The sequence below is a fragment of the Methylotuvimicrobium sp. KM2 genome (genome assembly GCF_038051925.1).
Taxonomy (GTDB): domain Bacteria; phylum Pseudomonadota; class Gammaproteobacteria; order Methylococcales; family Methylomonadaceae; genus Methylotuvimicrobium.
Window position 1 is genome coordinate 4,159,947 of record NZ_CP150634.1, and the last position, 19,406, is coordinate 4,179,352.

Below are 19,406 nucleotides of genomic sequence, written 5' to 3' on the forward strand. Positions count from 1 at the left end.
AAGCTTTGTGGCGGTTTAGTGACTCGCTTGACAGGACGCCGTGAATACGTCCTTAAAGACGGCTATCTGAACGCCAGGGATGGCGTGAATGCAGATTTTGCAGGAGCAAAATCTGCATTCACGCCAACACCTGTCAACCGAGCCACCAAGCCCCCTTCCAAAATTTGTCGAAATTATTTCATGCTCGTCCCTAAGCCTTGCGTTTAAAAGCGGAACAACTCGAAGCGGCGCTGAACAAAAATTTGGCGCCGGTCTATTTGATTGCAGGCGACGAACCGTTGCAATTGGGCGAAGCCGCCGATGCCGTCCGGCGCGCCGCGAGAAAAGCCGGATTCGAAAATCGCGAAGTATTGACCGTCGACGCTCATTTTGAATGGGCTTCGCTCGGCGAATCCGCCGATTCATTCAGTATTTTTGCCGATAAAAAAATCATCGATTTACGGCTACCCTCCGGCAAGCCCGGCGCGGAAGGCTCAAAGGCATTGACCGAATATTGCTCACGCCTGCCCGAGGACACATTGCTGCTCATCACATCCGGCAAGCTCGACAGCGCTTCGTTAAAATCAAAATGGGCTCAAGCCTTGGATAAGGCCGGCGTCATCATCCAAATATGGCCGCCTTCAGGGCAAGATCTCATCAACTGGCTGCAAAAACGAATGGCGACTAAGGGATTATCCGGCGATCGAGAGGGGTTGCGCCTATTGGCCGGTCGGGTCGAGGGCAATTTGCTGGCTGCCGCACAGGAAATCGAAAAGCTTTTTGTGCTGTACGGCCCCAAACAACTAAGCCGACACGATATCGAGTCGGCCGTCGCGGATAGCTCGCGTTACGATGTCTTTAATCTTTGCGATGTGATGCTGGCCGGAAAAACCGGACGCATACTGAAAATGTTGCAAGGCTTGAAGTCGGAAGGTACTGCGGAACCGGTTGTGTTATGGGCATTGACCCGGGACATCCGTTTGCTGATATCGGTCAAAACCGCCCGATATGAAGGCTTTTCTAAAGATCAGGCGCTCAGAAACGCTCGAGTCTGGGAAAACCGGAAAGGACTGGTTCTCGGCGCCGAACAACGCCTTAAATTAGCGCAATTGAATAAAGCCCTGCTGATGAGTACGGAAGCGGACCGGCGAATCAAAGGGGCTTCCAAGGGCAATGCTTGGGATACACTAACTCAAATCTGCCTACTGATCGGAGGCGCCGAAGTCATGGCAGAAACAATCTAAACCGAGCCCCCTCAAAACGACTATCGTTATCGATTCGCACGATACCGTTTTTCGTTCCATTGCCATGCAACTCGGCAATCGTTGTCGCGAAAAACAATCCAAGGCCGGTATTACCCGGTCCATTCACAACCGGATGCGATAAATCCGCTATCAATTCCGCTGGATAACCCTCGCCGTCGTCCTCGACCTGGAAACAAACCGAATCGCCGGATTGATAAGCCGATAACACAATGGTTTTGCGGCAATAACGCTGGGCGTTATTAATGATCGAAATCAGTACGGTATTAATTAATCCGCTATCGCAATAACAATACAGGTCGTCGGCACATTCGACGATCAAGCCTATCCCGCCCAAAGCCAGCACGCCCCTCTGTTGAGCCGCCACATCGTCGAGAATATCTTTGACTTGGTACTCATCGATCACCGGACAAAACAGCGACGAATCGATTTTGTACAATACCAACAATTGCATCAGACTGCTATTCATGCGGCTTGCTTCAAACTCCAACTGTCGAAATTCGGGAGTCTCTGCAACACCGTCAAGCTTAGCTAATTGTGCAATTAATTCGCGGGCAGTCGACAAGGAATTTTTGATGTCATGAATCGATGCTGCCAAAATCGTCGAAAAATTATTGATAGGGGATATAGACATTAGACCTTGGATTCGTTCACGGCAGACATTTTTTCCAATTGCATCAACATATTCCCGATTTTATCCGGATTAACGCCATATTTAGCGGCTTTTTTGATCAAGTCCTGAGCCCTTGCAAATTTGTGTTGATTAAATCCCGACTTTTTCAAATCATAAATCAAAATCTTGATCATATTGATCATGATCGTTTTGTTTTCGGGCATAATCTCGGCCGCTTCTTCAAAAACCCGCATCGCTTCCAATAGCTTCCCTCGCTTGAACAAATCCACTCCTTTGTTATTGATTTCGATCAGGGCCTGCTTGATCGGTGCAATCAATGCATCCGCATGATGCTCGCTAACGATACTACCCAACATAGTCTTGACGTTGCCGATAAAATGTTCGTCATCGATATTATTCTTGATCAATTGATCCAGTATCGCTTTCGCCGATTCATTATTTCCTTTTAAATAATGCGCCTTAACGACATCCATGCGCAAATCATTCGGAATTTTATCGCCCAACTTTTCGCACAACGCCTGTGCTGTCCGATAAGCCTGCTCCGACATTTCTTCATCGCCGATTTGCTGGTAGACTTCGGTCTCCAATGCCGCCGCTCGAAGTTCTGCCTCCGGATCATTGATATACTGTTTGCGCATGTCTTTCAGCGTATTCAGCGCTGCAGCGCTATTATTGGTCTTCGAATAAACTTTGGCCAACCCGGAAAAATCCCCGGATGACTTGTGAACGGAGTTTTTGCCTAAATTGACCGCCGATAAATAAGCCTTTTCGGCGATTTCCAAATGCCCCGTTTTATCGGCTAAAGCCGCTAATTTCTTATGCCGCAAAATAGCCTGCGGTGAAATCTTGGTCGCCTTATCTAACGCGGCTTGCGCGGTTAGATAATCGCCGCTCGCTTCATGAGCTTTGGCTAACCAGTCATAAGCCTCCAACATCATCGGCTGACTGTCGATTAAGTTTTGAAAAACTTCAACGGCCGATTCGTAGTCGCCTTGCAAATAAGCGATAATTCCCAACCCCAGACGCGCCCAATTAAGCTCTCGCGCGGCCAACACTTCGCGGTAAATACTTTCCGCTTTTTTAAAATCGCCGGTATTAACAGCCAATTCGGCACGAATTTTCTGCAAATGCAAATGCATTTTCCGGTTGCCTTCTTGGAGCTTGCTATCGCAATACTGGATCGCCAGACTATAATTATCGGCCTCGATTGCCTGTTCTATATCGGCGAAAAACTCTTTTTTAGTTTGATTTCTTTCCAGCCGCATCAGTAATTGCTGACCGTTAAAAGGCTTAGTCAAATACTCGTCAGGCTTACTTTCCATAGCCCCCAAGACCATACTTTGATTTTGTTCCGCCGTTACCATAATAAAGGTGGAGCTGTAAGGTAACAATTTACGAAACCTGGCTTCTTCTAATACTTGCTGTCCGTTCTTCCCCTCGCCTAAGTTGTAATCGCACAACACGACATCGAAACGCTCCCTTTTCATCGCAGCAATCGCATTTAGACCATTGGCAGCTTCGACGATATGCTGCACATCGAGCGTATACAGCAATTCGCGTATCGCTTTACGCATATTGGCCAGATCTTCGACGATCAGAAATTTTTTGGACTTTAGATTTAGATTCATGAAAGCAATTTTAACCATAGTTTCTAAAGTGTCTAGCTCATGACTTGAAAATAATCAAAGCGCCCCCACATCGAATGCAAATTTCTTTTGAATCGATAAGAGGACACTCAAGCATGACCGTTGAAGCAAAAAAAGAAACCTTAGGCTTTGAAACCGAAGTCAAACACTTGCTACACCTGATGATTCATTCCTTGTACAGCAACAAGGAAATATTTTTACGCGAACTCATCTCCAACGCCTCCGACGCCGCCGACAAACTGCGTTTTGAAGCCTTATCCAACGACGGACTCTACGAAGGCGACAGCGAATTGAAAATTCGGCTAGAATTCGACAAGGATAAACGCACGATCACCGTCATCGACAACGGCATCGGCATGAGCCGTCAAGAAGTTCAAGAACACATCGGCACGATAGCCAAATCCGGCACCAAACAATTCTTCGAATCATTGACCGGCGACCAAGCCAAAGACAGCGAGCTAATCGGCCAATTCGGCGTCGGCTTTTATTCGTCGTTCATCGTCGCGGACAAAGTCACGTTGAAAACTCGTAAAGCCGGTGCTTCTCATGAAGAGGGCGTGCTTTGGGAATCCTCCGGCGAAGGCGAATACACGCTGGAATCGATCGACAAACCGCAGCGCGGCACAGAAATCGTTCTGCATCTGAAAGAAGGCGAGGACGAATTTCTCGACGACTGGCGTCTGCGCTCTATCGTGCGCAAATATTCCGACCACATCTCATTACCGATCGTAATGGACAAGGAAATTCCGGCCGAAACCGACGATGAAGGCAACGAAACCGCGCCGGCACGCATTGAGGAAGAAACGGTCAACAGCGCATCGGCCTTATGGACCAAAGCACGCCAGGATATTTCCGAACAGGACTACAACGAATTTTACAAGCATGTCGGACACGACTTCCAGGACCCGCTTGCACATATCCACAGCAAGGTCGAAGGCACGAACGAATATACGCTATTGCTCTATATTCCTTCGCGCGCGCCGTTCGATTTATGGGATCGCGACGCCAAACACGGCGTAAAACTGTATATCAAAAAAGTCTTCATCACCGACGACGCCGAACAATTGATGCCGCGCTATCTTCGTTTCATCCGCGGCGTAATCGACGCTAACTCGCTACCTTTGAACGTTTCGCGAGAAATCTTGCAACAAAGTAAACAAATCAGCACAATCAAATCCGGCGCCGTCAAAAAAGTGCTGGGACTGATCGAAGGCCTGGCTAAAAACGAAGCCGAAAAATACGAAGCCTTCTGGTCCAATTTCGGCAATGTCATCAAAGAAGGCATTATCGAAGACTTTAGTAACAAAGACCGCATCGCAAAATTGCTGCGTTTTTCTTCGACCCACACCGACAGCGAAAAACAGGACGTCTCGCTCGAAGACTATGTCGGCCGTATGAAGGAAGGTCAAGAAAAAATCTATTTCATCACGGCAGACAGCTTCGCGGCCGCGAAAAACAGCCCGCACCTGGAAATCTTCCGTAAAAAAGGCATCGAAGTGCTGCTACTGTCCGATCGTATCGACGAATGGCTTGTCTCGAGCCTGACCGAATTCGACGGCAAGCATATGCAATCGGTAGCGAAAGGCGATCTGGACCTGGGCAAACTGGAAGACGAAGAAGAGAAAAAACAGCAGGAAGAAGTCAACAAGGACTTCGAGTCGGTCGTCAATCAAATCAAGGAAGTGCTGAAAGACAAAGTCAGCGAAGTGCGTCTGTCGCACCGTTTGACCGACTCCCCTTCATGTCTGGTCAGCGATGTTTACGGCATGAGCCTGAACATGGAACGGATCATGAAAGAAGCCGGCCAAAAAATGCCCGGCAGCAAGCCGATATTCGAGCTGAATCCGACTCACGCGTTGGTCACTCGCCTGAAAGAGGAGCAAGACGACCAACGTTTTGCAGACCTGACAAACATTTTGTTCGACCAGGCGATCCTGAGCGAAGGCGGACAATTGGACGACCCGTCGGCGTTCGTACATAAATTGAACGAACTACTGCAGGGATTATTGAAATAACCGAAGAAAAAAAGGCCGGGCAACCGGCCTTTTTATGCTCCATTGAAAAACCCGTCACGTAACTTACCCGTAATGTTAAGTTTCTGGTACGACAGATTCCAAACCAAGATGATCGACGAAGGGAATGAAGTCTCGATCAAGATAGAGGAGTGGTATCCGTTGTTCGATGCAGAAAGTCGCTATGATGACGTCGGCGGTTTTCCGTATGGTGATTCCTTTTTTGCGCAATGCCCGATAATTCTCGGCACATTTTATAGCCATTCCCTTGCCAAACATTTCATACTGATCCAAGGTTAAGAGAGATTGTTTGGTTTTGTGATAATCTCGATCGTTGCGAATGCCCTGAAGGATTTCCAGAAATATCAAATCGCCGATCGCAACAACCCCCTCGATAATCGCCGAATCGAGCATATCGGTGTGACAATTTTGGACGCCATTGAAGTAGTCGATCCAGACACTGGTATCGACCAGTATCATTGTTCGCCTCGCATTTCATCCAGGTCGCCTTCCCACATGACTTTGCCGCGCAGCTTGCGTAGTTCCTGTTGTTGGCTCCGGCGCACCAAGAGCTTAAGCCCTTGCTCTACCACCTCTTTTTTGGTTTCGCACCCGGAAGCATTGAGTGCGTCAGCCATTAATTTGTCGTCTATTACAATGTTGGTTCTCATGGGACACCTATGTGTATACAATCAATATTTATACACAATCTATCACGAGCAGGGAAACATAACAAGACCATAAACTCTGCCCCAAAAAGCGCCGTTCCTTCGTCGCTCGGCTTTTTAGGTTCGCTTATGGTTAGCGCTAGCATCTGTACGCTGTGCGGACCACAGCGGTATCACCTGTAGTTTAACGTGCCCTCATGTGTTGCCTTGTGCCGGCATAAGGTACGCGCAGCGTACCCAATTAACTTTGGATTTATAAGTGCTTCCGGTAGTGGCGGGTGTTTTCTGCTATTGCCGCAACATACGAAGATTTTCTAACGCGACAATCCGCCCCCCCTTGACCCGCAAACGTATCTCCTCCATTTGGTGATGCCGGCGCCGAATCAACATGTTTCAACAAAGTCTGCAGCCGGCTACCGCCTGGGCTTTTATGCCGTTAAATGCCGGAAATCATGAAGTCCAATGCGGTAATAATTTCAGAGCGGTACTGCGAAAGGTCGCAGATTTCTTTAAGAAGATATTTTCGATCTATGCCGGCAATTTGCTGGGTGAGCGCAATAAAAGATCTGCCATCAATTTCTAAGATTGGACATAGCTTTGTAATTGCTGCTTTTCCTGCAAGGCTGGTAGGCAAAAGCGGAATGACGACTGTGGTTCGTAAATCGTCGAGTAAGTTGGATTGAATATCCAAAAGATAAGGGTAGGTTTTCATGGTTGCTTTGTTTGAATTCTCGTAAGCCCTGAACTGAGCCACTAAAAGCTCCTTAAATCGTCACTAAAGTTTCCATGATCCTCTACCAATTGATTGTACGCTTCGATGGCAATCTTGTTTTCGCACATCCAAAGTTCTCGTTGCCGAGCGTTTACTAATTCGGTTAGAGCTTTTTCCAAGGTTGCCGACAAATTGATCTTTAGTTCTTTCGCTTTAACAAGTAAATCACTATTTATACTGACGTTTGTTGGTTTTTTTGGGGCGTGGGTGTCAAAGACCGGGGACATGCGCATATCTCCTACACAATTAATGCGCATATATTATGTGCATTTTTTATGAGACGCAAGACACTGAGATTGCCGTGACTTTTTGAGAAGTTACAACTATTTGACGTAATGTCTTACCTCTATTAGGATGCCTAACGATAAACTTTCGTTGAGAAACTCCCATGGACATCGAAACTATTCGTCATGAAGCTTTATTGCTCCCACCTCAGGAACGGGCGCAACTGGCTGAACAACTGTTGCCCAGCTTTGATACTTTATCTGAAATAGAAATCGAGCAACTTTGGTATCAAGAAGCAGCTCGTCGGGCTGCTGAAATGGACCAAGGGCTAGTTGAGCGTATACCTGCCGAAGTGGTTCTTCGTGAGGCCAAAGCTCTATTTAAAAAGTGAACTTTTTTCAATCCCCTCGCTCGACTCGAACATTTAGAGCATGTGACTTACTACGAATCTCGGCAAAAGGGTCTCGGCGCACGTTATCTTGCAGCCTGATATTCGGCGCCACCTGTGTCAGGATATTTGTCGCTTCATTAACCAAAGAGCCACGTTCAACCGTTGGTGGCTACCAGCGCACAAGGCCGTAAACTCGGACGCGCAGTTCGGAGTCTCCCCCTAGGAAAAAACGATATGACAAAGTTGCTTGACCAAGCCTTTCAAGAGGCATCCAAACTCCCTGATACGCAGCAGAATATAATCGCTCGATGGTTGCTGGATGAATTATTGGCAGAAAAAAAATGGGAATCGTTATTTGCCGAATCTGAAGATTTCTTAGCTAATTTAGCCGATGAGGCTTTAAAAGAACATCGCGCCGGCAAGACTAAGCCTTTAGACTTTGATGCGCTGTGATTTCACATACGACAGAAAAATTTTGGAAGCTGTATTCTGCTTTGCCTATGGACATTCGGAAGCAAGCAAAAATTGCGTATACTCAATTTAAAAACAATCCATATCACCCTAGTTTGCAGTTCAAGCGGGTTCATTCCAGCAAACCAATTTATTCTGTGCGCATCAACATCGACTTTAGAGCGGTAGGTATTGTTGATGACGCTGAAATCGTGTGGTTTTGGATTGGCTCTCATAGAGAATATGAAAAAATACTTCAAAAATTATAGCCCACCATGTCGCTCCATTGCTGCCGGTGCGCTTTGTCATTGACGACCTAACTCCCTTCTCCAAAGTCAGACTGTGCCGCAACAAATTTCCAAAGCGCCCGATCGAGCCGTTTTTTATTTGAAGTATGGCGGGCATCTACATCGCCCGCCTTGCCGTGCATACCAGCAATCAACCGCCGAACGCCCGCTTGACGAACTCCGGCTGCGCGAGCGCCGCGCGGTGAATGTCGACGTTGTAATATTCGGTCGCGAACGGTTTGCTAGCCGAGTCCTCCTGCCTGAAAGCGTTCAATCCTTTCTTGCCGGCGATGGTCGCGCTCCACCAGCCTGACGGATAGATGCATTGCGGGAAGAACAGCGTTTGCAGATGCTCGAAGCCGGCCGCGCTCATTGCATTGCGCATCGCTTGCATTAGATTCAAATGATAGAGGGCCGACTCGGATTGTTGTATGACCATGCCGTTGTCGGACAGGCAATTCAGACAATCGCGATAAAACGCTTCGCCGAACAAGCCTTCGGCCGGCCCTACCGGATCGGTGCTATCGACGATGATGATGTCGACCGAACCGGGCGCGGCGTCTTTGACCCATTTGATGCCGTCGATAAATTTCAGCTCGGCGCGGGGGTCGCCGTTCGACTCGCACAACTCAGGAAAATAAATTTCGGCCAGACGCGTCACGCGTTCGTCGATATCGATCTGCACGACCTGTTCGACACCCGGATGCTTCAAGACTTCTTTCAACGTACCGCAGTCGCCGCCGCCGATGATCCAGACCCGTTTCGGATCGGGATGGGTAAACAGCACCGGATGGCTCATCATTTCGTGATAGAAGAAATTATCGCGGGTCGAGACCATCGTGCAGCCGTCGATGACCATCAGATTGCCGAAATCCTCTGTTTCATAGATTTCGAGAAATTGAAAATCGGATTGTTCTTCATGCAATTTACGCTTGATTTTCAATGAAAAAGCCGAGCCGGCGCCGGGCGCTTGTTCGGTAAACCATTCAGTTGGGTTCATTGTTGGGTAATTCTGTTGGAAAGGTTTAAAATAGCGCCATTATATTAGAAATTCATGCAGCATTGAAAAATTAAGCCACCCTACCTTTCAAACCAAGGACAACCGAGTGCAATTCAAGCCTGAACACCCCTGGACCATCGAACAATCGGCACATATTTACGGCATCGCCAATTGGGGCGAAGGTTTTTTTTCGATCAACGAAGCTGGACGAGTGACCGTTAACCCCTGCCCCGATAAAAATGTCGAGCTGGATTTATACGAAATCGCACAGACCTTAAACGAAAAAAATCTATCGTTACCGGTGTTGGTACGTTTTACCGACATTCTAAAAAACCGGGTCAAGCAATTGCATGACGCGTTCGGCAAAGCCTGCGTCTCGAATACTTACCAAGGCACTTACACACCGGTTTACCCGATCAAGGTCAACCAGCAGCGCAAAGTGATCGAAGGCATCGTGGCCGGCAAACAAGTCGGTCTCGAAGCCGGCAGTAAGCCGGAATTGCTGGCGATCCTAGCTTTGTCGCCCGGACTGATTGTCTGCAACGGTTATAAAGACCGCGCTTATATTCGCCTCGCCTTGATCGGCTTGCGCATGGGCTTGAAGGTGTATATCGTCATAGAAAAACCATCCGAGCTGGAAATGATTCTGCAGGAATCGCAAAAACTGGGCATCAAGCCGCTGCTCGGCGTCAGAGTCCGGCTTTCGAGCATTAGCGCCGGAAAATGGCAAAATAGCGGCGGCGAAAAATCCAAATTCGGCTTTCACGCCGGAGAAGTCCTGCAATTAGTCGAGCGTCTCGACAAGGAAGGCTTGCTCGACACCTTGAAACTGATGCATTTCCACATGGGCTCACAAATCGCGAACATTCACGACATCAAGACCGCGCTGAAGGAAGCCGGACAGTTCTATGCCGAATTGCACAAGCTCGGCGCTAAAATCGATACCGTCGATGCCGGCGGCGGTCTCGGCGTCGATTACGACGGCAGCCGTTCGCGCCGCGACTGCTCGATCAATTACAGCATCGACGAATACGCGCAAAACATCGTGCGCGGCTTCGCCGAAAGCTGCGCCGAACACGGTTTGCCGCATCCGCACATCATCACCGAATCGGGCCGCGCGCTAACCGCGCATCATGCCGTGTTGATCAGCAACGTCACCGATATCGAATCGCTCGACACCGAACTCGACGAATGCGACTCGCCATTCTCATCGCACAACATCGCCGAACAATATCACGACGCACAATTCAACCTGAACGAGGCACGCACCGCCTTCGTGCAAGGCAAACTCGGACTGGTCGAACTCGCCGAAGCCGAACGCGAATACATCCGACTGTTCCGGCAAATCAAGGCGCATCTGAATCCCAACAACCACAGCGAAGCGGCGATCTTGCAGGAACTGAACGAAAAACTGGCCGACAAGGTGTTTTGCAATTTCTCGCTATTTCAATCGTTACCGGACATCTGGGGCATCGATCAGATCTTTCCGATCATGCCGATTCACCGGCTCGACGAGTACCCTTCCCGGCGCGCGGTGCTGCAAGATTTGACCTGCGATTCGGACGGACGCATCGATCATTATGTCGACGGACCGAATATCGAAAATACGATGCCGCTGCATAAAATCGACTTGAACGAACCCTATTTGATCGGATTTTTCATGGTCGGCGCCTATCAGGAAATTCTCGGCGACATGCACAATCTCTTCGGCGACACGCATTCGATCAATATCGAACTCGACGCCGACGGCTACCATTTTTCCGACTTACAGGAAGGCGAGCATGTCTCCGATTTATTGGATTATGTCCATATCAATCCTGAAGAATTAAAAGAAGCCTATCGTAACAAGCTAACGCAAAGCGGTATCGGCGAATTGGAGCGCTACGAATATGAAAAAGAACTCGAAGCTGGACTTCGGGCTTATACTTATTTAGAAAAATAATTCTAATTTCATAAATACCAGGATCCTGTCATGTCTAATTCGACTTTGTCATGTTTAAGTATTTGAATACTATATAAATATAGTATAATGCACGCATTATCGCAGAGCGATGAAAACAGGGCAACAGGATGATTTACAAACCACTCGACTAACGAAACATTCAACGGGATTCAAGATGACAAAGCACTCTTCTCGCTTTGTCAGTCCTTAGATTCGTTTATCGGAACGTTTCAAGATTTATTTCGTTCCGGGAATCATAACGTATTCAAGCAAGCCGGCCATTACATCAAAGGCTTATTCCAAGCTAACAAACGTAACATGGAGCGGATGGCCGAGGTGGTTCCGGACTCTGACGACCAGGCCCTGCAAAATTTTCTCACGCATTCCAGTTGGCTCGCCCGTCCGGTCATGGATCGCGCGGCCCTGGCAGCCGATCAATGCTTCGAGGGCGCCGAAGGCACCGCGCTCATTATCGATGAGTCGGGCTTTGCCAAAAGCGGAAAGCATTCGGTTGGCGTGGCTCGCCAATGGAACGGTCGATTGGGTAAGGTCGATAATTGCCAAGTGGGCGTTTTCGGCGCTTTAGGTAAAGGCGATCGCGTCGCATTAATCGATGCCCGCTTGTATTTGCCTCATGCCTGGACCGATGACGCAGAACGGTGCGAGAAGGCCGATGTACCGCGCGACTGTCGAAGTTATCGCACCAAGCCGGAATTGGCGCTTGAGATCGTACAGCATGCGCGGTCGATCGGCGTTCGCTTCGACTGGGTCGGCTTCGATGGCCTCTACGGTAACGCGCCCCATCTACTTCGTGCGCTGGATGCCGATGGCGAGCGCTTCATGGCCGATGTTCACAAAGATCAACAGATCTATGTGGACGATCCCCAACCCTATTTGCCGGAACGCAAGCAAGGCAAAGGAAGACCTATCACTCGCTACCAGAGCCAAGCGCAAGCCATTCAAGCCCAAGAATGGGCCGCGCAACAGCCAGAACCGGCTTGGCAACGGCTGACGCTACGAGATACCTGTCGAGGATCGCTGACGATTGAGGTCCTCCACCAACGGGTTTGGCTTTGGGAGGCCGGCAGCGATACGGCTTATCAGTGGCATTTATTGGTCCGTCGGGAGCTCGATTCGCCGGACGAGATCAAATACAGCTTGAGCAACGCGCCGGCACAAACGGCAGTGTCTACCTTGGCGCATCAACAGGCGCAGCGATATTGGGTCGAACGAGCTTTTCAGGATCACAAAAGCCATATCGGTCTGGCGCACTATCAAGCCCGAAAATGGCAATCCTGGCATCGACACATGGCGCTCGCCATGATAGCCGGCTTGTTCATGTTGCAGCAACGCATGACTCATGAGGAAAGCTATCCGCTATTGAGCTGCTATGACATACAAATACTCTTAGCCAAAAGCTTGCCGAACAAGCAAACCGACTTCGCTGTGTTACTCGCTCAAGTGAAAGAGCGCCACCGTCGGCGCTTATCGGCTATCAGATCAGCCAGCAAGAAAAACGAAACTGTCCAAAATGAGTAAGTGGGTGACTTTTAATACAAACAACATGACAAAGTCGAACTAATGTTAAAGAGAAAATCGTCGAAGTGATCGAATCGCAACCGGACGATGCCAGCTATGATGAAATTATGCGGGAACTAGCCTTTGAACGCATGATTGAGCGTGGCATGGAAGACTCTCGTCTAGGACGCATTATCAAAGACGAAGAACTAAAAGCACGCATTCATGCATGGTGGAAATAGTATGGACCGAAGAGGCCTTGCGCTGGCTTCAAGAAATCTTCACTTACATTTCAGAAGATAGCCCTACCGCTGCCCGCAAAGTTGTTTCTGGTATTTATACTTCGCGCGGCCACATTTGCGGGTTTCTGACACGCTCTTTTGTTCGGTAGCTGCGTTGCGAAAACAGTTACATAGCTTGCTATGCGCCTGTTTTCGCGCCTTGCTATCGAACAAAATAGCATTGCCATAAAATCCGCAAACATGGCCGCGCGAAGTATATGACAAGGTCCAATTGCTCAAGGACTTTCCTGAAATCGGCTATCAATATCGATCCGAAAACGAAGGCGATATCAGAGTATTGCTTTACGGACATTATCGAATCGCTTACTTACTGAAATCAACGACACGAATCGAAATTTTGGGCGTGTTTCATGGCGCTCTCGATATCGACAACTATTTCACAAAATTCGATCGGGATAATTAAGATGAAAACAGGACTCATCGGACTCGGCGCCATGGGCGCTGGCATGGCGAGAAATCTCGCGAAGGCAGGCTTTTTAACCGGCGTCTATAACCGCACTGCCGATAAAACGCAAGCGTTGGCCGACGAACTCGGTGTCGTCGCATTCGACACACCATCCGCACTCGCCACTGCATGCGAGGTCATTTTTATGTGCGTCTCGCGCGACGAAGACGTTCTAGAAATGGTTGCTGCTGTCGAGCAGACGGTCAAACCGGGCACGGTCGTCGTCGATATGTCAACGATCAGCAGCTCAACTGCACAACAAGCTGCCGCAATACTCGCCGAAAAACAAGCGCACTTTCTCGATGCGCCGGTCTCGGGCGGCGTCGAAGGCGCTCAAAAAGGCACCTTGGCAATGATGGTAGGCGGGAGTAGCGAAACTTTAGAAAAAATTCGGCCGATTCTTGCCGCGATCGCCTCGCGCATCCTGCACATGGGACCGGTCGGTAGCGGACAGGCCACGAAGGCGGTCAATCAAATCATGGCCGCCGGCATCAATCAGGCCGTGTCCGAAGCACTCGCCTTCGGCGAAACGCAAGGACTGCCGATGGATAAAGTCATCGAAGTCGTCTCGGGTGGCGCTGCCGGCAATTGGTTTCTCGAACATAGAGGCCCAACAATGATGCAGAATAAATTCGCACCGGGCTTCAAATTGGCATTACATCACAAAGATTTGGAAATCTGCCGTAAGATGGCCGAAAACGTCGGCATACCTATCCCACTGGCCGAAATGACATTACTCGATTATGCACAGTTAATGGAACAAGGCTTCGGTGACGAGGACATTTCGGCATTGTACCGATTGAAAATGCCTCGCAAATTAAGCTAAGGCCTGATCAACCCAGCGGGCAAAACCGAAGCTCTGTAATTCTTCTGCAAAATATTGTTGCCGATTGGCCAAAAACAACTTCCTTCTGAAAACCTTTACCTCATAAAATACATCGCCACCCTGTAACTTATGAATTCGCCACGACCGTTAAAAATTTCTTTTCTTTACAGGCAATTTCAGCTAGCTTTGATGGTAACGGCGTGAATAATTTTTCATAGCCGACCGGCACAACCGCTTTCCGGTTATACCTTTCGCACTTCAAATTTCGGCAGTGCCGGAGGAGGCCTCGGGGTGCGGGGTTCATGGCATCCTTTGACGAGCACCCCGGTGCCGAATTTTGATCTGCGATGGGTATAATTACGGAATACCTAACTTCTTGAGGACTTTAACATGACGACAATAGCAGACCCCGTCATCGACAGATGGTACAAAGATGTCGAAAATAATTTAACGTTCAAAATCATTGCGATCGATGAAAGCGACGATTCAATCGAAGTACAATATTTGAACGGAGAGATTGGCGAATACGACAACGACAGCTGGTATAATTCTACCTTCGACTATATTGAAGAACCCGAGGATTGGAGCGCACCTTTCGAACTAGACGACGAAGATCTCGGTTATAGCGATCCGGATGAACACCGGCGCAACATGGACGATTTAAACTTTGACGATTACATTGATTAACGGAAACACTTCGCATGAAAATGAGTGCACCGGAATTCCTGGATTGGGAATCCAAAAGCATTACACTAATGGCCATGTCTGGCGCTGGTAAAACCACGCTGGCCAATAAGCTACCTAGACAAAAATGGTTTCATTATTCCGGCGACTATCGGATCGGCACTAAGTATCTGGATGAACCCATCCTGGACAACATCAAGCGTCGAGCGATGGATGTACCATTTTTGCGCGAGTTACTGTTATCCGACTCTATTTATATATGCAACAACGTCACCGTCGACAACCTAACTCCGGTATCGAGTTTTCTCGGGAAAATCGGCAACCCCGAGCTAGGCGGATTGTCTTTAACGGAATTCAAACGCCGCCAACAATTGCATCATCAAGCCGAAATTGCAGCAATGCTCGATGTTCCCGATTTCATAAAAAAATCCGAGGACATATACGGCTACAAACACTTCATTAACGATGCCGGCGGCAGTTTATGCGAGCTGAGCAACAAGGCAGTACTGGAAACACTCGCCAAGCATACGCTAATTCTCTATATCAAGATTTCGCCGGATCTCGAAAAAACGATTATCGAGCGCGCCAAAACCGACCCGAAGCCGCTCTATTATCGTGAAGCCTTTTTAGATGAAAAACTGGCCGAATTCATGGTCAAACACCACTATCCTGACCCCGAAACGATTCCGCCCGATGAATTCGTCACCTGGGTTTTCCCGGAATTATTCAAGTCGCGCTTACCTCGTTATGAGGCGATAGCCCGACAGTACGGCTATACTATCGACGCCAACGATGCCGCACAGGTCAACAACGAAGACGATTTCATTCGGCTGATCGCAGACGCGATCGCCGAACAACAGGCTTAAATAAGGTTAGGATTAATGCCCTTAGTCGCACACACCGATTTACCGACATTCCAGCGTCTGCGTGAAGAAGGCGAAGAAATTCTGAACCCGGAGCGGGCGCGCCACCAAGATATTCGAGAAATGCATATCGGCTTGCTGAATATGATGCCGGATGCCGCGCTTGAAGCGACCGAACGCCAATTTTTCCGGCTGGTCGGCGCGTGCAACCAAATCACGCAGTTTCATGTTCATCCTTTTACCGTCGACGGATTGCCCCGAAACTCGGAAGCAAAAGCACACATAGAGCGTTATTACGAATCGTTCGAAACCATTAAGCGAGACGGGCTGGACGCATTGATCATCAGCGGAGCCAATGTCACAAAACCGAAACTAGACCAAGAAGATTTTTGGCAACCACTGACCGAAGTGTTCTTGTGGGCCAAACAAAACGTTCCGTCCATTTTATGTTCGTGCCTGGCAACGCACGCCGTCATACAGTTTTGCTACGGCATCGAAAGAACCCGGTTACCCGCCAAACGCTGGGGCGTGTTTCCGCACAAAGTATTGGATCGCAAACACCCCTTAGTCTCGGAAATCAATACCCGTTTCGATGTCCCGCATTCGCGTTTTAACGAAATCTTTCGCGAAGACATAGAACAAAAAGGCTTGAAAGTATTGGTTGCGAGCAAGGAGGCAGGCGTCCATCTGGCGGTTAGTCCGGACGGTTTCCGAATCGTATTCTTTCAAGGCCACCCGGAGTACGATGACATCAGCCTGCTAAAAGAATATAAGCGTGAGGTGTCTCGTTATTATAACGGCGAGACAGAAGACTATCCGCCGTTTCCAGAGCATTATTTCAGCCCAAGAGTGCAGCGCACTTTCACAGACTACCGCGATCACGTCATAGCTGCGCGACGAGGCAATAAACCGATCGAACCTTTTCCGGAAGCCGCCGTTCTCGATTACATCGACAATACTTGGCGAGATACGGCTCGAGCAGTCTTTAACAACTGGCTCGGAAAAATTTATCAGGTCACCGACCAGGACCGGCGTATTCCGTTTATGCCGGGCATCGACCCCAACAACCCTTTAGGCTTATGAGCACGCACTCGGACTATTTACAACAAGCGATCAATCTCGCTGCCGAAAACGTCGAATCCGGACAAGGCGGGCCTTACGGCGCACTGATCGTCAAAGAAAATAAAATCATTGCCGCCAGCGGCAACCAAGTCACCAGCCGGCTCGACCCGACGGCTCATGCCGAAGTCATGGCCATTCGCATGGCCTGCCAAGCTATGAACGACTTTCAATTGACCGGCTGTACCTTGTACACCAGTTGCGAACCGTGCCCGATGTGCCTAGGAGCGATTTATTGGGCCCGTCTCGACAATGTTTATTACGCTTGTAGCCGAGAAGACGCGGCCGCTGCCGGATTCGACGACAGCTTCATTTATGATGAAATCCCGCTACCGCCGAATAAAAGACGCATCCTCATGTTAAACCTCAAACAAGACAACGATCTCAAGCCTTTTGAGTTATGGAACGCTAAACCCGATAAGATCCTTTATTAGCCAACGCAACGGCCGGCGGATTATTCTCCCGCTTTCTCGACGATAGCCTCGACTTGCTCTTCTTCAACTTCGTCGACAACCTGTTCGGCAACAGTCTTGCCAACATTTTCGTCAGCTTCGGGCTCGGAGGCCAAAATTTGAGGGCTATCGGCAATCTTAATCAACCACCCATCCATGCCTTTACAACCAAGAACGGCATCGGCTCTTACGTTGATTCGAGCATATTTTCCGTTCAATGAAGCCGGCAATTTTGCGCTGACTCTAAAAAAACTATTTTTATTTTCGACGTTCACCTCTAGAGGAATACCTTTTGCCGTTACGGTAATAGACTCCGGGGCTATCCAATTAGAAACCGTAAACATCAGCTCGGATTCGGGTTCAACCTCGACTTTGTTTTCCGCACTATAAACCGGCAGATTAAAATCCCTGAATTTTGGTGTTTTGCATGCGGGCTTTTCCATGTCTTCGGAATAAGCAAAAGCCCCATTTGCCAATGATGCGGCAATCGAAAAAATAGTCAGTTTCAATAATTTCTTTGTCATCATAACCTTCTCACATTTATAGTTATTTTAATTGTTGTATGCAAAAGCCTTATCCTTGCTTAACTTTAACCCAGCCTTAACATTTGCTTATTATAAGCCGCTGAAAATTAAGACTATAAAAATATTATGCCGCTACAAAACTATTTTTAGCAGCTTTTTTAATTTTTATGCTTCAATAACTTGGACGTAAGAACTACATTTGTAAAGGCTGGTTAAATATACCCATCGCAGATCAAAATTCGGCGCCGGGATGTGCGGCCCCTTAGTCAATGCCGAAATTTCAAGTGCGAAAGGTATAGTTCTTGAATTCAACTCTCAAGAATATATCACGACTTTACCGCATGGGAAGCAACCTAAAACTCAACTCATCGGAACCCAATCCGACTGACCCCATCGGCTCTAAAACTCCACCGGAGCCGAGCGCATGCCGAAACACGCGAAAATCGCCTTCATAATTGATTCGATAGCGATTAAAGCCATCTCTAACACTGAGCCAAGCCACCGACTTAACCATCGGCAGCGATTCTATATGACGCGTAACTCGAGTAATATCGTTCATACCGGCAATCCCGGCAATATTGAGCATCATCATGCCCTGTTCAAGTATATCCGGCTTAACGCCATAATAATGAGACAAACGCGTATAAACGCCCCGCATACCGCCCAACAACGCTTCATGCAATGTGCCGCAAGAATTTGACCACTGTTGAACGCCTCCGTCGAAATAAAAAGCCCAATCCGCTTGCCAACAATCGGCTTGCCGGGCCACCCTACCCGCCAATATCGACACCACATCGTAGCGCCCGGAAATATCCAATAGTTGTTCAGGATAAGCACTCAGAACATCATGCACGGCAATTTGGGCGCGCTCTTCAAGATCAAGCAAAGGAAAAATCAGCGGCAATCCCTGCTGTTTCGCGGCACTGCTAATAGCATGCTCCAAAGACGGCATCAATTCGGGTTTAAAAAAACGCCGCTTGCCGTGCTCGTCGACGACCAACCAAAGCAATGTTTCCGGCCTAATCTCGCTCCAAATCCCCAATCGCCCGGTACTGAGCAAATTCAATAGCCGCGTCTCGTCAAACAAAACCCTCATGACTCGTGCCCGACCTGATGCATCGCTCGCTTTCTCAACCAAAGAATATTGGTGCTGCTTGACGTAAAAACGCGCCTGGGCCAAAGCCGTCTTGGCAACGGGGTCATCGAGAACATCGCTGCCGGATAATACCCGCTGCAAGACAATGGTCATCGCTTCCTTAATCGCGGCCTCAATATCTTCCGGTCGCTGGCTTTTCGCAATGACCTCCGTTTCGAACAAGCCTTTGACTTCGGCGGCCCAGCCGATCGAACCGCACAAATAAACGATAACCGCAAGAACCCTAAATAGTGACTTCATATCCCTCAC

At 48.6% G+C, this 19,406-nt stretch carries 22 protein-coding genes and 1 pseudogene; 14 read left to right on the forward strand and 9 right to left on the reverse strand.

The features are described 5' to 3' along the window. Nucleotides 1-197: 197 nt before the first annotated feature. Nucleotides 198-1,223 (forward strand): DNA polymerase III subunit delta, encoded by a 1,026-nt coding sequence (gene holA, locus WJM45_RS17530; RefSeq protein ID WP_341326327.1) that lies wholly within the window; start codon nt 198-200, stop codon nt 1,221-1,223. Here the strand turns inward: holA and WJM45_RS17535 are convergent. Then, a complete protein-coding gene (locus tag WJM45_RS17535; RefSeq protein WP_341326328.1) occupies nt 1,204-1,875 on the reverse strand; it encodes a HAMP domain-containing sensor histidine kinase in 672 nt (223 codons plus the stop codon). The two genes, holA and WJM45_RS17535, sit on opposite strands and share 20 nt — an antisense overlap. Then, nucleotides 1,875-3,503: a response regulator gene (locus tag WJM45_RS17540; protein ID WP_341326329.1), complete on the reverse strand. Its 1,629-nt coding sequence runs from the start codon at nt 3,501-3,503 to the stop codon at nt 1,875-1,877. The genes WJM45_RS17535 and WJM45_RS17540 overlap by 1 nt, the downstream gene beginning before the upstream one ends. Nucleotides 3,504-3,616: 113 nt before the next feature. Between WJM45_RS17540 and htpG the strand changes: the two genes are divergently transcribed. Beyond that, nucleotides 3,617-5,536, forward strand: a complete 1,920-nt coding sequence (htpG, locus tag WJM45_RS17545) for a molecular chaperone HtpG (protein WP_341326330.1) — start codon at nt 3,617-3,619, stop codon at nt 5,534-5,536. 75 nt (nt 5,537-5,611) lie between these two features. Here htpG and WJM45_RS17550 read toward each other — a convergent pair whose 3' ends face one another. From WJM45_RS17550 to WJM45_RS17565, 4 genes are all read right to left on the reverse strand, one after another. Beyond that, the gene (locus WJM45_RS17550; protein ID WP_341326331.1) at nt 5,612-6,013 is read right to left on the reverse strand and encodes a PIN domain nuclease; all 402 of its coding nucleotides are present in this window, start codon (nt 6,011-6,013) and stop codon (nt 5,612-5,614) included. Next, nucleotides 6,010-6,204, reverse strand: a complete 195-nt coding sequence (locus WJM45_RS17555) for a type II toxin-antitoxin system VapB family antitoxin (protein WP_341326332.1) — start codon at nt 6,202-6,204, stop codon at nt 6,010-6,012. Before WJM45_RS17555 ends, WJM45_RS17550 begins: the two co-directional genes overlap by 4 nt. Nucleotides 6,205-6,637: 433 nt before the next feature. Continuing rightward, nucleotides 6,638-6,955, reverse strand: a complete 318-nt coding sequence (locus WJM45_RS17560; protein WP_341326333.1) for a CcdB family protein — start codon at nt 6,953-6,955, stop codon at nt 6,638-6,640. Continuing rightward, complete coding sequence (locus WJM45_RS17565; protein ID WP_341326334.1) at nt 6,955-7,200, reverse strand: type II toxin-antitoxin system CcdA family antitoxin; 246 nt, start codon at nt 7,198-7,200, stop codon at nt 6,955-6,957. Before WJM45_RS17565 ends, WJM45_RS17560 begins: the two co-directional genes overlap by 1 nt. Nucleotides 7,201-7,361: 161 nt before the next feature. On the opposite strand from WJM45_RS17565, the gene WJM45_RS17570 reads away from it, so the two are divergent. The 3 genes from WJM45_RS17570 (at nt 7,362) to WJM45_RS17580 (ending at nt 8,308) form a co-directional block, all read left to right on the forward strand. Next, the gene (locus WJM45_RS17570) at nt 7,362-7,589 is read left to right on the forward strand and encodes an addiction module protein (protein ID WP_341326335.1); all 228 of its coding nucleotides are present in this window, start codon (nt 7,362-7,364) and stop codon (nt 7,587-7,589) included. Between the two features lie 234 nt (nt 7,590-7,823). Then, nucleotides 7,824-8,042: a hypothetical protein gene (locus WJM45_RS17575; protein ID WP_341326336.1), complete on the forward strand. Its 219-nt coding sequence runs from the start codon at nt 7,824-7,826 to the stop codon at nt 8,040-8,042. Further along, nucleotides 8,039-8,308 (forward strand): hypothetical protein, encoded by a 270-nt coding sequence (locus tag WJM45_RS17580; RefSeq protein WP_341326337.1) that lies wholly within the window; start codon nt 8,039-8,041, stop codon nt 8,306-8,308. The genes WJM45_RS17575 and WJM45_RS17580 overlap by 4 nt, the downstream gene beginning before the upstream one ends. A gap of 169 nt (nt 8,309-8,477) precedes the next feature. Here the strand turns inward: WJM45_RS17580 and speE are convergent, their stop codons facing one another. Next, the gene (speE, locus tag WJM45_RS17585; protein WP_341326338.1) at nt 8,478-9,326 is read right to left on the reverse strand and encodes a polyamine aminopropyltransferase; all 849 of its coding nucleotides are present in this window, start codon (nt 9,324-9,326) and stop codon (nt 8,478-8,480) included. Between the two features lie 106 nt (nt 9,327-9,432). Between speE and speA the strand changes: the two genes are divergently transcribed. From speA to WJM45_RS17630, 9 genes and pseudogenes are all read left to right on the forward strand, one after another. Continuing rightward, entirely contained in the window at nt 9,433-11,268 is a 1,836-nt protein-coding gene (speA, locus tag WJM45_RS17590; RefSeq protein WP_341326339.1) for a biosynthetic arginine decarboxylase, read from the forward strand. Between the two features lie 219 nt (nt 11,269-11,487). Next, a complete protein-coding gene (locus tag WJM45_RS17595) occupies nt 11,488-12,807 on the forward strand; it encodes an IS701 family transposase (RefSeq protein WP_341328925.1) in 1,320 nt (439 codons plus the stop codon). 65 nt (nt 12,808-12,872) lie between these two features. Further along, on the forward strand, nt 12,873-13,028 hold the full coding sequence (locus WJM45_RS17600) for a hypothetical protein (RefSeq protein ID WP_341326340.1): 156 nt from the start codon (nt 12,873-12,875) through the stop codon (nt 13,026-13,028). A 262-nt stretch (nt 13,029-13,290) separates the two neighbouring features. Further along, nucleotides 13,291-13,491: pseudogene (locus WJM45_RS17605) on the forward strand (type II toxin-antitoxin system RelE/ParE family toxin); the annotation flags it as partial. A gap of 1 nt (nt 13,492) precedes the next feature. Next, complete coding sequence (locus WJM45_RS17610; protein ID WP_341326341.1) at nt 13,493-14,359, forward strand: NAD(P)-dependent oxidoreductase; 867 nt, start codon at nt 13,493-13,495, stop codon at nt 14,357-14,359. A 390-nt stretch (nt 14,360-14,749) separates the two neighbouring features. After that, entirely contained in the window at nt 14,750-15,046 is a 297-nt protein-coding gene (locus WJM45_RS17615) for a DUF6763 family protein (RefSeq protein WP_341326342.1), read from the forward strand. 14 nt (nt 15,047-15,060) lie between these two features. Further along, on the forward strand, nt 15,061-15,909 hold the full coding sequence (locus tag WJM45_RS17620) for an ATPase (RefSeq protein ID WP_341326343.1): 849 nt from the start codon (nt 15,061-15,063) through the stop codon (nt 15,907-15,909). Between the two features lie 15 nt (nt 15,910-15,924). Beyond that, nucleotides 15,925-16,989, forward strand: a complete 1,065-nt coding sequence (locus tag WJM45_RS17625) for a homoserine O-succinyltransferase (protein ID WP_341326344.1) — start codon at nt 15,925-15,927, stop codon at nt 16,987-16,989. Beyond that, nucleotides 16,986-17,459, forward strand: a complete 474-nt coding sequence (locus WJM45_RS17630; protein ID WP_341326345.1) for a nucleoside deaminase — start codon at nt 16,986-16,988, stop codon at nt 17,457-17,459. The genes WJM45_RS17625 and WJM45_RS17630 overlap by 4 nt, the downstream gene beginning before the upstream one ends. A 20-nt stretch (nt 17,460-17,479) precedes the next feature. On the opposite strand, the gene WJM45_RS17635 is transcribed toward WJM45_RS17630, so the two are convergent. Next, nucleotides 17,480-18,004, reverse strand: a complete 525-nt coding sequence (locus WJM45_RS17635) for a hypothetical protein (protein WP_341326346.1) — start codon at nt 18,002-18,004, stop codon at nt 17,480-17,482. 331 nt (nt 18,005-18,335) lie between these two features. Further along, a complete protein-coding gene (locus WJM45_RS17640; RefSeq protein ID WP_341326347.1) occupies nt 18,336-19,397 on the reverse strand; it encodes a DUF2066 domain-containing protein in 1,062 nt (353 codons plus the stop codon). Nucleotides 19,398-19,406: the final 9 nt, after the last annotated feature.

Coding starts and splice junctions, on each gene's coding strand:
- WJM45_RS17565 (WP_341326334.1), bottom strand. CDS start 7,200: ATGTCCCCGGTCTTTGACACCCACGCCCCAAAAAAACCAACAAACGTC.
- WJM45_RS17550 (WP_341326331.1), bottom strand. CDS start 6,013: ATGATACTGGTCGATACCAGTGTCTGGATCGACTACTTCAATGGCGTC.
- WJM45_RS17555 (WP_341326332.1), bottom strand. CDS start 6,204: ATGAGAACCAACATTGTAATAGACGACAAATTAATGGCTGACGCACTC.
- htpG (WP_341326330.1), top strand. CDS start 3,617: ATGACCGTTGAAGCAAAAAAAGAAACCTTAGGCTTTGAAACCGAAGTC.
- WJM45_RS17625 (WP_341326344.1), top strand. CDS start 15,925: ATGCCCTTAGTCGCACACACCGATTTACCGACATTCCAGCGTCTGCGT.
- WJM45_RS17570 (WP_341326335.1), top strand. CDS start 7,362: ATGGACATCGAAACTATTCGTCATGAAGCTTTATTGCTCCCACCTCAG.
- WJM45_RS17610 (WP_341326341.1), top strand. CDS start 13,493: ATGAAAACAGGACTCATCGGACTCGGCGCCATGGGCGCTGGCATGGCG.
- WJM45_RS17540 (WP_341326329.1), bottom strand. CDS start 3,503: ATGAATCTAAATCTAAAGTCCAAAAAATTTCTGATCGTCGAAGATCTG.
- WJM45_RS17535 (WP_341326328.1), bottom strand. CDS start 1,875: ATGTCTATATCCCCTATCAATAATTTTTCGACGATTTTGGCAGCATCG.
- speE (WP_341326338.1), bottom strand. CDS start 9,326: ATGAACCCAACTGAATGGTTTACCGAACAAGCGCCCGGCGCCGGCTCG.
- WJM45_RS17640 (WP_341326347.1), bottom strand. CDS start 19,397: ATGAAGTCACTATTTAGGGTTCTTGCGGTTATCGTTTATTTGTGCGGT.
- WJM45_RS17575 (WP_341326336.1), top strand. CDS start 7,824: ATGACAAAGTTGCTTGACCAAGCCTTTCAAGAGGCATCCAAACTCCCT.
- WJM45_RS17620 (WP_341326343.1), top strand. CDS start 15,061: ATGAAAATGAGTGCACCGGAATTCCTGGATTGGGAATCCAAAAGCATT.
- WJM45_RS17630 (WP_341326345.1), top strand. CDS start 16,986: ATGAGCACGCACTCGGACTATTTACAACAAGCGATCAATCTCGCTGCC.
- WJM45_RS17635 (WP_341326346.1), bottom strand. CDS start 18,004: ATGATGACAAAGAAATTATTGAAACTGACTATTTTTTCGATTGCCGCA.
- WJM45_RS17615 (WP_341326342.1), top strand. CDS start 14,750: ATGACGACAATAGCAGACCCCGTCATCGACAGATGGTACAAAGATGTC.